12 protein-coding genes and 3 pseudogenes are annotated in these 13,040 nt (G+C 45.0%); 5 read left to right on the top strand and 10 right to left on the bottom strand.

The features are described 5' to 3' along the window. Positions 1–200 precede the first annotated feature (200 nt). Positions 201–578: a hypothetical protein gene (locus F6K49_RS10680; protein ID WP_293028594.1), complete on the bottom strand. Its 378-nt coding sequence runs from the start codon at positions 576–578 to the stop codon at positions 201–203. Between the two features lie 1,032 nt (positions 579–1,610). Between F6K49_RS10680 and F6K49_RS10685 the strand changes: the two genes are divergently transcribed. Further along, a complete protein-coding gene (locus F6K49_RS10685; protein WP_293028572.1) occupies positions 1,611–2,216 on the top strand; it encodes a M23 family metallopeptidase in 606 nt (201 codons plus the stop codon). A gap of 108 nt (positions 2,217–2,324) precedes the next feature. On the opposite strand, the gene ftsH is transcribed toward F6K49_RS10685, so the two are convergent. From ftsH to F6K49_RS10710, 5 genes are all read right to left on the bottom strand, one after another. Then, positions 2,325–4,307, bottom strand: coding sequence for an ATP-dependent zinc metalloprotease FtsH (gene ftsH / locus F6K49_RS10690; protein WP_293028575.1), 1,983 nt, complete (start codon positions 4,305–4,307; stop codon positions 2,325–2,327). Between the two features lie 322 nt (positions 4,308–4,629). After that, the gene (gene nrdR / locus F6K49_RS10695; protein WP_293028577.1) at positions 4,630–5,160 is read right to left on the bottom strand and encodes a transcriptional regulator NrdR; all 531 of its coding nucleotides are present in this window, start codon (positions 5,158–5,160) and stop codon (positions 4,630–4,632) included. 218 nt (positions 5,161–5,378) lie between these two features. After that, on the bottom strand, positions 5,379–5,474 hold the full coding sequence (locus tag F6K49_RS10700) for a photosystem II reaction center protein T (protein WP_008180851.1): 96 nt from the start codon (positions 5,472–5,474) through the stop codon (positions 5,379–5,381). A 137-nt stretch (positions 5,475–5,611) separates the two neighbouring features. Continuing rightward, entirely contained in the window at positions 5,612–7,144 is a 1,533-nt protein-coding gene (psbB, locus tag F6K49_RS10705; RefSeq protein ID WP_293028584.1) for a photosystem II chlorophyll-binding protein CP47, read from the bottom strand. A gap of 841 nt (positions 7,145–7,985) precedes the next feature. Next, positions 7,986–8,306, bottom strand: coding sequence for a hypothetical protein (locus tag F6K49_RS10710; protein WP_071103453.1), 321 nt, complete (start codon positions 8,304–8,306; stop codon positions 7,986–7,988). Between the two features lie 559 nt (positions 8,307–8,865). Between F6K49_RS10710 and F6K49_RS10715 the strand changes: the two are divergent. The 4 genes and pseudogenes from F6K49_RS10715 to F6K49_RS53295 form a co-directional block, all read left to right on the top strand. Continuing rightward, a pseudogene (locus tag F6K49_RS10715) lies at positions 8,866–9,167 on the top strand (IS5 family transposase); the annotation flags it as partial. A 135-nt stretch (positions 9,168–9,302) separates the two neighbouring features. Beyond that, positions 9,303–9,415: pseudogene (locus tag F6K49_RS10720) on the top strand (IS5/IS1182 family transposase); the annotation flags it as partial. 17 nt (positions 9,416–9,432) lie between these two features. Further along, positions 9,433–9,573: pseudogene (locus tag F6K49_RS53290) on the top strand (transposase); the annotation flags it as partial. Then, entirely contained in the window at positions 9,560–9,712 is a 153-nt protein-coding gene (locus F6K49_RS53295) for a transposase (RefSeq protein ID WP_366514161.1), read from the top strand. The pseudogene F6K49_RS53290 and the gene F6K49_RS53295, both read left to right, overlap by 14 nt. Positions 9,713–9,775: 63 nt before the next feature. On the opposite strand, the gene F6K49_RS53300 is transcribed toward F6K49_RS53295, so the two are convergent. From F6K49_RS53300 to F6K49_RS10735, 4 genes are all read right to left on the bottom strand, one after another. Next, complete coding sequence (locus F6K49_RS53300) at positions 9,776–10,189, bottom strand: hypothetical protein (RefSeq protein WP_364305987.1); 414 nt, start codon at positions 10,187–10,189, stop codon at positions 9,776–9,778. 34 nt (positions 10,190–10,223) lie between these two features. Further along, complete coding sequence (gene iscB / locus F6K49_RS10725) at positions 10,224–11,291, bottom strand: RNA-guided endonuclease IscB (protein WP_366514162.1); 1,068 nt, start codon at positions 11,289–11,291, stop codon at positions 10,224–10,226. Between the two features lie 171 nt (positions 11,292–11,462). Next, positions 11,463–12,077, bottom strand: a complete 615-nt coding sequence (locus F6K49_RS10730; protein ID WP_293028588.1) for a class I SAM-dependent methyltransferase — start codon at positions 12,075–12,077, stop codon at positions 11,463–11,465. 51 nt (positions 12,078–12,128) lie between these two features. Further along, positions 12,129–13,040: a hypothetical protein gene (locus F6K49_RS10735; RefSeq protein WP_293028591.1), complete on the bottom strand. Its 912-nt coding sequence runs from the start codon at positions 13,038–13,040 to the stop codon at positions 12,129–12,131.

Below are 13,040 nucleotides of genomic sequence, written 5' to 3' on the forward strand. Positions count from 1 at the left end.
TCTAGAAACTCTAGTTAAAACTCAACAGGATCACGATGCCCTGAGCAAGACCAGGATACCAGATTAGTCACTGAGAGTATGATTGAGACTATGGGATTGGCCTTGGCCTTGGCCAAAAGGCCACGCTACGGGAATGGTCACGCTACGGGAATGGTCACGCTGCGCGAACGCGCCCGAAAATGAGCAATGACTACCTAAATTCAATTCCCAGACTGACGCCCTAATTCATACACACCACAGCTCATGCAAGCAATAATCCCAATACTGATTGCCCAACTGTGTCCCAGGCTAATTTCGACGGCGTAGTTACAAACTGCACCAATGACTAAAAAAGGCACAATACTGACAACTGACGCATAGAAAGCGTTTTGAGATTCTCTGACCTTGCTGGTTCGTTCAAATTCCTCAGCCGACATGTAAAATAATCCCTCAGCAAAGTTAAACCAGCGGTTCAATTGCTCCATAATCCATTGCCTCAAGGACGAGAGGCTTAAATATAGCGCTAGAGACCACAAAGATGCTCCTGCGATCGCGGTAGTATCCACCTCAAATCGGAAGGGTAAAAATTCAGTCAGCATCAGTTCACGCATAGGGTAGGCTGGGGCAAGGTGAAGTACCCCAGCCTGCTTCGCTGAGGCTGGGGCTTCCAATCTCAACTCAAATCAGGGACGGTCTTATTCGTCAATAGGGTTTCCCGCTTCATCCGCCGACGCCTCAACCAGAGGCGCTTTCCAATGGCCGGGTTCCCCGGCCATTGGAAAGCGCGCCTGCTGATGAAAGGTCTTACTCAGCGTCCACAGGCAGACATCCGCCTTCCGCAGACGTATAGTTCTTTTCGACAGACTCACCTTGGAATTACGACTCTATGGTCAACCAGCTGGGGCTTGTCTCTTCCCTGAGCTCTGCTAGTACTTTTACACCTTTAAGGTAGCCTTTTAGTCAGTCAGGCGGGTCATCGACCAATTTATTCTAACACGATTCGCAACAAGTCCTCGTCTGGCTATCCATCCCAGAGATGAAACCTGATTGTTAGGGTCGCCTTTAGGGTTAGTCGATTATGCGTAAAAGAGGTGCCCCAGACGCGCGCCAAGGGTGTAGTGGAGCCTTTATAGGTGATTGGCTATGAGGATGCATGGTTAAAACTATTGTATTAAGGCTCCACTACACTTACGGTAACTTCAAGACCCGTGGCGAATTTAATTCGCCTACGGAAAGCGCACCTTTGGTTAAAACTTTGCCGATTTTGGCGACCCTATCCTTACGGTAACTTCAACACCTTTAAAGAAGGTGGGGAATTCCGCGAGTTTTGTTAATCACTAAGTTAACCAAGATTTAACTGCTTTATTTAACTTGATCGCTTTAGTGTTAACTATTAACGGTTAACACTAAAGCGATCAAGTTAAACAGTTTACATTTAACCGTCAACCCTTAATAAAAAATTCAATCCTTAAATTGTGCAAGTTAAATGTGTATTAGCTTCTTGAGGTATCTTAACAAAACTCAAGATTTTGATAAATACCTCAAACAACCCAAACACCCTGCTGATGGCAGGTGATCTCGAGAGATATAAATGGAAAGACCCCTAACTAGCTAAAGCCAGAATAGAACTAATGCGCAGTGGTTATTTATCAAGGCTTCTAATTTTCGCTGGACTGAGTTTAACAACTTTAATCGGTTTAAGTACCCTTTCGAGTTTGCCCAGCCAGCCAGTAACTGCATCAGAACCTCCCTCAACCTTGGTAGCCGGAGTAAGAAGTTTTGCCAAAGGGGGTTCCTTTCCCGTAGAAAACTTCCGGGGCTACACCTCTGGCTTCGGTTACCGAGCCTCTCCTAGAGGTTCTGGATGGGAATTCCACCGAGGTTTAGACATAGCTGCCCCTGAAGGAAGCTATATCCGTAACTGGTGGAGTGGTAAAGTAATTAAAATTTCTGATGGTACTGCTTGCGGCACCTCAATAACTATCCAATCGGGCAAGTGGCAGCACATCTACTGTCACATGAAAGGATACGCAGTTAAAAATGGAGGTACTCGCTATTTAATTGACAACTCCGGTGGCATTCAGATCAAGGAAGGCCAACTGTTGCCTTCTGGAGCCAGAATCGGTCGAGTAGGGATGACTGGTCGTACCACCGGTCCTCATCTGCACTGGGGATTGAAGTATGGCAAGCAATACGTTGACCCAGCCCAGGTGCTGCGGGCAATGTATAAAACATGAGCTTGATTAGCAAAAACGCTAATGGTTAATGGCCATTAACCATTAACCATTAACCATTAACCATTAACATGTTTCAAACATGCATGCCTTTGATCGTTTAACTAGAAACTACGAAACTACCAATTGTTTCTTGTCCATCTGGGTGTGTTCTTCTACAATTTTGCGTAACTGGTCTCCTTCAATAGTTTCTTGATCTATCAACAGGTCTACTAATCGGTCAATTATTACCCGATTTTCCCGGACTAACTGACGAGCATTGCCATGGCAATGCTGCACAATTGTGCGCACTTGGGCATCAATGTGGGCAGCAATTTTCTCTGAGTACTCAGCCCTATTAATCACATTACCCCCTAGAAAGACTTCTCCCCCTGGATCTTCTAAGGACAGGGGGCCCAAATCGCTCATTCCAAAGCGGGTTACCATCTGCCGTGCTCGCGAGGTAACTTGTCGCAAGTCCCCAACAGCACCAGTAGTAACTTCAGCCTCACCAAAAATTTCTTCTTCTGCCGCTCTACCCCCTAAAGCAGCAGTAATTTGGGCTTTGAGTTGAGCCCGAGTAATCAAACCTTGCTCTTCATCAGGAATATACCAGGTCAAACCACGGGCTTGCCCTCGGGGAATTAGGGTTACTTTCTGTACCGGGTCGTGATCCGGTAGGAGGGTGGAAATTACAGCATGTCCTACTTCATGGTAGGCAATTAATCGCTTATTCTTGCTGTCCACTAGAGGAGTGCCTTCCATCCCAGCCACCACCCGGTCAATAGCATCATTGATCTCGAGCATAGTGATAGCATCTTTGCGGCGACGGGCAGTCAGGATTGCCGCTTCGTTGAGTAGGTTGGCTAAGTCAGCACCAGTAAACCCAGGGGTACGCTTAGCAACAGTTTCTAGACAAACCTCAGGGTCAATCTTTTTGTTGCGAGCGTGGACTTCCAGAATGTTATTCCTGCCTTTGTAGTCAGGGTAATCCACAATGACTTGTCTGTCAAAGCGTCCAGGACGTAATAGTGCAGCATCCAGCACATCTGGGCGATTAGTGGCAGCAATAATAATAATACCTGTGTTCCCTTCAAACCCATCCATTTCCGTGAGCAATTGGTTAAGGGTTTGCTCCCGCTCATCGTTTCCACCGCCAATCCCTGCTCCCCGTTGCCGTCCTACCGCATCAATTTCATCAATGAAGACCAAGCAAGGGGCATTTTCTTTGGCTTTTCTGAACAAGTCTCGGACACGGGAGGCACCAACACCCACAAACATTTCCACGAATTCGGAACCAGAGATGCTAAAGAAGGGAACTCCTGCTTCACCAGCGATCGCTTTGGCTAACAGAGTTTTACCAGTTCCTGGAGGACCCACTAGCAGCACACCTTTCGGGATGCGTGCTCCAACAGCAGTAAAGCGTTCTGGTTGTTTGAGGAATGTGACGACTTCTTGCAATTCCTCTTTAGCTTCTTGAATACCTGCTACATCATCAAACAGAACCCCGGTTTTGGCTTCCATCTGAAACCGTGCTCGGGATTTGCCAAAGTTTAAGGCTTGACCAGAATTACTCGCAGAGCGTCGCACGATCATGATAAAGCCTGCTAGTAACAACAGAAGCCAAAATAAGTTGGCAATTAGACCTAAAGCGGCTAAGTTATCCGGAGAGCGCCTAATTTCAGTGGGAACATTCTGTTGACGGAGTTCCTTGAGTAGCAAGGAGTTTTGATCGAACAAAGCAACTCGTTGAGGAGGTTCATTCTCCTTGGCCTCGTTTAGACTAACTTTAGCAATCTTAGTGGCTTCATCAATTTCTATTTTAGCGACTTCCCTATTTTTAACTTTCTTTAATAGCTCACTATAGGTTAGAGATTTCTCTTCTTTAAGCTGTGCTTGGGCTGGGGTACCCAGTATCACCCCTTGCCAAAGGAGCAAACTGGCAGCAATACGCCAGAATTTGACTAACTTGCGGTTTTCCTGGGGTTGCTGTAATCTAACCTCAGGATTTGCCAGCGGCTGTGGAGAGGTGTTTACCTCTGCATTAGCCATCCATGCTCTCATCCAGAAACGTTTCTTCATGGCTGTTTGCTCTTTGGTCTTGCCTTGACTCAACTCCTGGGTAAACCTAGTTAGGCTTCAATATAATTCACGCCCTTGAGTTGAAATTTCTTTCACTTTCTAGTCTAGCTCCCTCAAATCCCGCTTTAGCTGTAAGAAACTCATATTAAGTCCGGTAGCATCGGTAACCTGCTCTTGCCTAGATCGGGTTTCAAAACCTCACGCTGGTTTGTTTCTTAATCCTTCCTCCTGTAGAGACCTTGCCTGGAACATCTCTACAAATGGTAACCATACAACTGGACACGAGACCACTAGTTGACCTTGTAGGTTTGAGAGTCAACCATCAACCGTCAACCATGAACAAACATCTGATCAATTACACCGAAGTCGATGTCTTTATTTCTTCTACATGATCTGAGGGGGTTGGCGGAACCTGGGGGATTTCCATTGGTAAATCTTCCTGTTGGAGATCCTCTAGGGTAGTGACAAAATCTCTAATCCCTTGAAATTTTCCATAGACCGAAGCAAAGCGTACATAAGCCACTTCACTCTCCGAACGTAGGTAGCGCAAGACTAACTCACCAATTTCGTGACTGATGACTTCCCGACCAAATCGCTGTTGCAATTCTGCTTCAATCTCATCAACCAATGCTTCTAGGCGTTTTTGGAGAATGCCTGTTTTTTCACAAGCACGTATAATTCCTCGTAACAACTTGGAACGGTCAAATGATTCCCGCTTGCCATCCCGCTTGATCACAGTTATTGGCACAAATTCGATCCGCTCATATGTCGTGAAGCGATGTTTGCATCCCAAACACTCCCGGCGTCGCCTCACACTTTTTCCTGCCTCAGTAGAACGAGACTCAAGAACGCGGCTCTCGGTGTGGTGACAAGAGGGGCATCGCATAAGATAATTTTGTTTTCTTGCTGAGTGGACTGATTGGCGGCAGATAGTTGGAACGCCCTAAGAGTCGATACTTTCAAAATAACAAGTCTAACAATTAGATGGAAGATGAGCCGATATATACCTGTCCACTTACCTATATCCTATAGGCTCATGACAGGCTATTGCGGCTCAGAGCATCCACAGAACTGTTGAATTTCGATCTGATAAATAGAGGTAAACTACTTACCAATCTTAGGTGGTTCCCGAAAAGCAATGGCAAAAAATAGGGTGCCTAAGGCTAAGGTCAAGATTAAGATATAAGCAACTGATTCCATAGCTATAATTCCTGGTTATCTCCTCACTTACCAGTCTACCTTGCATGGACCACAGAAATAGCAAAAAGGCAAAAGAAAAATTTCTTTTCTTCTGCCTTTTGCTTTTGAGTCAAACTGTGATATTAGAGATTTAACCTCTAGATAGGCTCTGTCCTACGGGTACTCTTATCACCAAGCTTCTGGAAGAAGCCCCACTCGACTTGCTCTTCCTCTAGGTCAGGATCGACACCAGCAAACACATCCCGATAGAGGGTGCGTGAGCCGTGCCAGATGTGCCCAAAGAAGAACAACAGTGCAAAGACAGCATGACCAAAGGTGAACCAACCCCGAGTACTAGTGCGGAATACACCATCAGAGTTTAGGGTTTCGCGGTCAAATTCAAAGCCCTCACCCAGCTGAGCAGTACGAGCGTATTGCTTCACATCGAAGGGGTCAGTAAAGGTTTGACCATCAAGAACTCCACCGTAGAAGCTAGCAGTGACACCAGCTTGCTCGAAACTATACCTAGATTCAGCCCGTCGGAAAGGTATGTCCGCACGAACTACACCATTAGCATCGGTCAAAATGATCGGGAAGGTTTCAAAGAAGTTCGGCATCCGACGAACGGTCAGCTCCCGACCTTCACTGTCTGTGAACACCGCATGACCTAGCCAACCTTCAGCAATGCCATCCCCTTTGTCCATCGGACCTGTACGGAACAAACCACCTTTGGCAGGGGAGTTGCCTATATAGTCATAGAATGCCAGCTTCTCTGGAATCGATGACCAAGCTTCTGACAAGCTAGCACCATCAGCCAATTCAGCTTGTACCCGTTGGTTAATTTCCTGTTGGAAATACCCCTGATCCCACTGATAGCGGGTTGGACCAAACAGTTCAATTGGGGTGGCAGCACTGCCGTACCACATGGTGCCTGCTACTACAAATGCAGCAAAAAACACAGCCGCGATACTGCTGGAGAGTACCGTTTCGATATTCCCCATCCGTAGAGCTTTAAACAAGCGCTCTGGTGGTCGTACTGTTAAGTGGAATAAACCAGCAATAACCCCAACAACACCAGCAGCGATATGGTGAGCGACAATACCTCCAGGGTTATAGGGGTTAAAGCCTGCTGGTCCCCATTCTGGTGCGATGGGTTGAAGACTACCAGTGAGACCATAGGCATCAGATACCCACATCCCAGGACCCCAAAGCCCAGTCAAGTGAAAGGCACCAAAGCCAAAGCAGAGTAAACCAGATAAGAACAGGTGAATGCCAAAAATTTTTGGCAAATCGAGAGCTGGGTCGCCACTCCGTGGGTCTCTGAACACATCTAAATCCCAGTAAACCCAGTGCCATACTGCAGCCAGGAACAATAAACCAGAAAGGATAATATGAGTTGCAGCGACACCTTCAAAAGACCATAAGCCCGCATTGGTTACAGTTTCACCAGTGATACTCCAGCCCCCCCAGGACTCAGTAACCCCTAGACGAGCCATAAAGGGCATGACGAACATCCCCTGACGCCACATAGGGTTAAGGACCGGGTCACTCGGATCAAAAATTGCCAATTCGTACAGGGCCATTGAACCAGCCCAGCCTGCCACCAGGGCTGTATGCATCAAGTGCACAGCTAGCAGACGTCCTGGATCATTCAGGACGACCGTGTGTACTCGGTACCAGGGTAGTCCCATTGACTACGCTCCTCCTAATATAGAGTTTTTACTTCGACGTTTCTTTTGATCAATATGTTAGAAATCCCCTTGAAGTCTCCCCCGCTTGAAACACAGAGGATTCTAAGAGTCACGTTGTTCGAGGGGTTAAAAACCTGATCTGACAACGCTTACGGTATGATTTCTCAAATTTGACACTGTTTGGAGAGCTTTAACACTCTCCGACCGACCTTGGTTAGGTGTGAACCTAACTGTATCGCTACTTTGGTAGCCCCCCTAGATATCGCCATTGGCAACTTAGGTAGGACAAAGTATGTATGAAACTAAAGTTTGTTTAAAGAAGTGTAACTATTGTTAGAGCCGATTGCAAGCGAACGGTCATGTTCTCAGCTTAGGGTCGGAAGCGCTTAACCAGCTATATTGCGCAAATTTCCCTTTTATTTGCCTAAATTTAAGCAATATAGCTTCTAAAACCTAAAAATTGTCAAATTCAGTCCGGTAGCCTCTTTACTGATTAGCAATAGTCGGACACAAATCAACATGAAAAATGTATATGGAAAAAGGCACAAGGATAGAACTTATGCCCAGTTGATTTCAAACCATATCACTTACAGCACTTAAGAGCAGAGGGGGAAGAGGGGGCAGAGTCCGGAGTTGGGGAAAGCTGGGGCTCAAAGGGCTATTGATATGCAACTCGGTATTAGGCTCCAATCCTACGGGTAGGGTTTTTTGATTAACTGGTCACCCTAGCTAAGCCCGTTGATAACAATTCGCAATCAAAAGTATAACTTCTTCATCTTCCTTATCCTTACCCTCTTCTCCCTCTTCTTCCTTGTCCCCTGATGCCTTTTCCCTGTATCAGTTAACCTTTGCCCCCTACCATGATTTCAGTATGTGTCATCGCTAAGCGCTCAAGAACTTGCTCAGCAGTGATCAAGCGTTTTAGGACAACTTGACCAATAGTTTTTGCTGACTCGGGTGAGGTGTTAGGCATGGGTTTGACTTCAACCATAACCACAAGGTCTTCAACCTGATAGAGCCACAATTTTTCTCCTTGCTCTAGGATAGAAAGGTTCATTTGCTTAATTTCTGGCAGCCGTCGCCAAGCGTTTTCGTTCCAAAGACCTCCAAACTCCCAAACGCGCCCGACTATCCAGCCTTCCGATAAAAAGAAATATTTCACGTTGCTCTTCGCTAATCCTGCTCTATATTCCTATTTTCCACTCAAATTGAGTTTTTCAGCTTAAATTGACGATTTAATTCAAATTTTATCGAACAACCGCAATTGGTTAATTTCAGGACTTACGCATCAAGCTTGTCGGTTAAGACTGGGTGTGGGGTAAGCGTGGAAATTTATAGAATTTGACAAAATCATCAGTATATGATTTACAGCAGTAAGCATTGTTACTTCACCATAGTTTTTTTAGCTATAGCAGTCCCCAGGGCAGGCGCGGACATCACAAAAGTCTCAAACCTAAGTAAGCGCAAGAGTTTGACTTCTGACTTCTGACTTCTGACTTCTGACTTCTGACTTCTGCTATATAGCTGCTTACGGTATCAATTGATCGGTAAAATAATCGATAATTCAGATAAAAAAAGGATAATACAAGCCAATCCAATTCTTATATAACCTGCAACTCCTAGGGCGTGTCATCAAATAGGTATCAATCCAATATAAAATCAGTAGCTGAGGGAGAATTGATTAACATGGAGGAGTGGTATCATGACACGTCGCGTGAGCCTTGCGGGATGACCAGTGGGAACGAATCAAAGACTTACTACCAGGGCGAAAAGAGACAGTTGGAGTGACGGCGAAAGATAACCGATTATTTGTCGAAGCAGTGCTGTATCGCTATCGAGCCGGTATTCCCTGGCGGGACTTACCTGAACGATTTGGGGATCAACGAGATAGTTCATACCCGTTTGCTGTCGGTGGGCAAGGGGTGGGGTGTGGCAAAAGATATTTGAGGAGCTAGCTAAGGATGCAGACAATGAATATGCAATGATTGACTCAACAATTGTACGTGCCCACCAGCACAGTGCTTTGAAGTTACCGTAAGATAGTTGAGCCTTTATAGTTAGTAGGTTATGGGTAAAAGGTTCAAGTCTTTTGTAATAAGGCTCAACTATCTAAGGTTTCGTCTCTTGGGGCAAAGGGGGGGATGGGGCGGGCGAAGCCATCGGTCGCAGCAAAGGTGGACTGAGTACGAAAATTCATGCCGTGGTAGATGCCGCAGGTTACCTACTGGCTTTCATTTGACCCCTGGACAAGCATGTGACCTCGAGGTCGCGATGTCCTACTCGAAGACCTTAGAGCCGATACACTGATTGCAGACTTGGGATATGATGCTGACCAGCGCGTGATTAAACGACTTGAAGAAAAGGGCACTGCAGCTGTGATTCCGCCCAAACGCAATCGTACTTTCCAGCGTGAATATGATAAAGACTTGTATAAAGCACGACATCTGCGCCACGAATTTCTTTGCCCAACTCAAACAATATCGAGGAATCGCGACACGTTATGATAAGCGAGCAATAAACTTTCTCGGGGCAATTTATCTTGCTGCTACTGTTATCTGGCTTAATTGATGACACGCCCTAGGACGACCATTTCCTGGCAAGTTCCGGTAGATGCCAGGAAAAACCCCTTTACTAGAACCAAAGTTCTCCGTCTTCGTCATATTCAAGAACCATTAGATTGACCGGCTCATTTGTGTTAGCTTCATTTTTCGTTATTGTCCTCGTTTTTTTAATGTCGGGGATAGTAGAAGATTCGTTAAAGCTGTAAGTATAGCCATCCTTTCTGTGGACTCTAGCTAAGTTTTTAACGTGCAAGCTTATTGCCTTTTTCCCAGAAACTGTGTAATTAAAGGAATTACTCTTACTTCTAGGATTAACTCTTCCAAACTCCCCAGTCAAAAGGTTTTTGGCGATGTCCCCACTGCACCAACCTTTGATTGGTTTTAGCGGGTTGTGCCTGATGGGGTAACCGTATTTGTTGAGCGCCGCTTTTTGTCTGCCACCCTGTCCTTTGCAAATTACTAACAGTGACTGAGAGGTTTTCAATGTTAAGGTCTCAACACCTCCAACACAAGCAGCATCAATAAGCGTGCTGTTTAGGTAGCCCTAATTTAGTCCGGTTGTACTTGGTTTGTGCTCCTGTCCCAGTAACCACAGGTTTCATCTCTCGAAGTATCCTCACTAACTTGTTGCGGGTTGTATTCACCGCTGCTGCATCTCTTAACGGCGAAAGCGCCTTGGTTTTGATTTTTTGAAGCAAACTGGGTTTCTTCTTTAGGAATTCCTCTATGGGTTTATTCCCCTTCCGTTGATTGCATTTTTCGCAAGCCAGACAAAGATTACTGACTCGGTTGCTTCCACCTCTAGATTTTGGGTGAATATGCTCAACCTGCAAAGGAACGTTTTGCTTACCACAATAGGTACATTCCCTTCCCCATTTTTCGAGTAAATACTCTCTTACTTCGTAGCCAGCTAGTTCCCCTTGCTGGTACTCAACACTACTAACTTCAGGATTCTGCATTTTTTGGGTGTCAAACTTAACTCTTTCGACCCAAATCTCATTGACCGGACAGAATTTGATCACTCGTTTAACCCAGGTTTGGATAGTCAATACCCTATGCTCATTACTTGGAGCAAGCCACCCCTCTGGACGCTTACGATTGAGGAATCTTGGTTTTCTGTAACGTGTGTTGCGATTGCGTCTTCCGCGTCTCACAGCTTTTCTAGACTCTAGCTTCTTCTTGATCAAACCTCCTCTGTGCTCTAATTCCATCGCCCAAATAACTTGGTTGTCTTGCACTAAAGCAAACCCGGTAAACTTGCTACCAGGGTCGATCTTAATTTGACATGGTGAAATAGTTGGGCTTGAGATCGCAGTTTTCAAGATGATTGTAAATGGATACATCCTAAAAACCGCAGCCTTACCCTTATCCAACAACCGGCGGGCTTTCTTTGGGGATATGGGGTTTAATGGTCGCTTATTTGTATCTATGACAAATACATAATTTTGCATTTTTAGTGCGCCTCGAATCGGTAATGTTTTCCTCGGCCATGTTGTAATAGCTTGTGTTTTGCCAACTACACATTTTGCCTTCGTCTTAATAGTTAGCGATAGAGCTGGGAGCTGGAGGTCACCCCCAGGTATCATGACTAAAACAACGTAGGAAATTAATCCTTGGCCTGCAACCTAGCTAGATAACTTCCGAGTTTTGCTGGAAATTACCAAGGCTTTTACTAGGTGGCTTTATACAACCTATTAGATTGGCTATATATATACTTCAACCTTGATATGACAAGCATTTAGTCCTGCACAGTCACCTCATGACGCGCCGTTTACCGAAAAGATCCAGTAATGGCCGTCGGCTTCAGCTCCCAAATAAGGCTGATCCATACGGCAATCAACAAGTTTAATCTTACCCTCAGATTGCAACTGTTTGTAGTAACCCTCAAAGTCGTAGGTGTTGTAATAGGTGGTTTTGGTACTCATGACAATAGTTCCTCCTGGCTTTGTGACCTGTGCTAACCATTTCAGAGATTGAGGTTCAACAAAGTCCAGGGCAAACACACCACAGCAGAGGGTTAGGTTATACTGTCCATGCAGAAAAAATGGCAGTGGATGGTTTAAATCAACCCATCCAATTAAGGTTTGGTAGGCTCCAGTTTTATGGGCTTCTACAATCATTCCCTGAGATAAATCTGTCCCATCAATATGCCGAAAACCCTGATCCTGTAAGCCTTTGCCAACCAACCCTGAGCCGCATCCCACATCAATGACCTTAAAATCAGGATTTGTTGGATTGATCAACACTTTGCCACTGTTGACTATTTCCATCAGATAACGAACGATGTATTCTGGCCCATCGTAGTTTCTGGCTGCAACATCTCGGTTGTAGTCCGGTGCCCATTTATCATAGCGTTCTTGGTGAGTCTGCATAACGGTAGACCTGCTTATCTAGAAAACAATAAAAATTGGTATCAAACATCCCTATTGCTTAACTGGGATCAGTCTTTTAGCTCTGGTAGTATTAAACAATGGACTCTCCATAATCAATTCACCCTCTTCCTTACAAACATTTAGCGCAAAAGTACTAGCAAAGCCGTAGCCCAAAATGTCGATAAAGGGTTTAAGTTTTTGAACCCTATCTAAATCATAGGTTGAATCTGCTGCGATAAATCTCATCACAAAAGCTCTTCTCCTATTAATCGGACCCTCGGTTAATGGACAACTCCGATGAATCACCTCCTTGTCAAACAAAAGTGCATCCCCTAATTCAAAATCATCCGTTTCAGCCTGAGTTTTGAGAATTGGATCAACCTCAGGTGAGTTGACCATGAAGGATTCTAAACGTCCCATTTCTTTTCTAGATGGAGCTGCATCTTGTGCTTGCAAGCCTTGTACATAAGAAGAAAGAATGGATGTGTAGTCATAAAGAAATCTGCCACAAAGTTTTTCCTTTGAGACATAGCTCATCCCTCCTCCCTGTGCCTTTGTATCTATTTTTGTTAAGGGAATCCAAAGGGTACAGCCAAAATCTTCTAACTGCTGGTAAGAAAAACTCAAGATGCCGACGTGCCACTTGAATCCTGGATTGGTGTTTTTCTCTATTTCAAACCCTAAATGCTGAGCATAGAGTAACGAGCATTGGCAAAGTGTCGCTAATGTTGATTGAAATACAGGATGCTGAATTATTTTGAGGTTTTCATTGCTTTCCATATCATATTTAAACCGTGACACTGAATCCTCATAGGCTGTTTTTGCAGATTCAAGCTCCTGTTCTAATATTTTATCAAGACACTTTATTGCCTCAGGTTCCAAAAATCCTTTCAGCTTGACAAATCCTTTTTTTTTAAAATTGGCAATATCTTGATCTGTTAATTTGAAGGATGAATAAATCAT

The sequence above is a fragment of the Moorena sp. SIO3I6 genome (assembly GCF_010672095.1).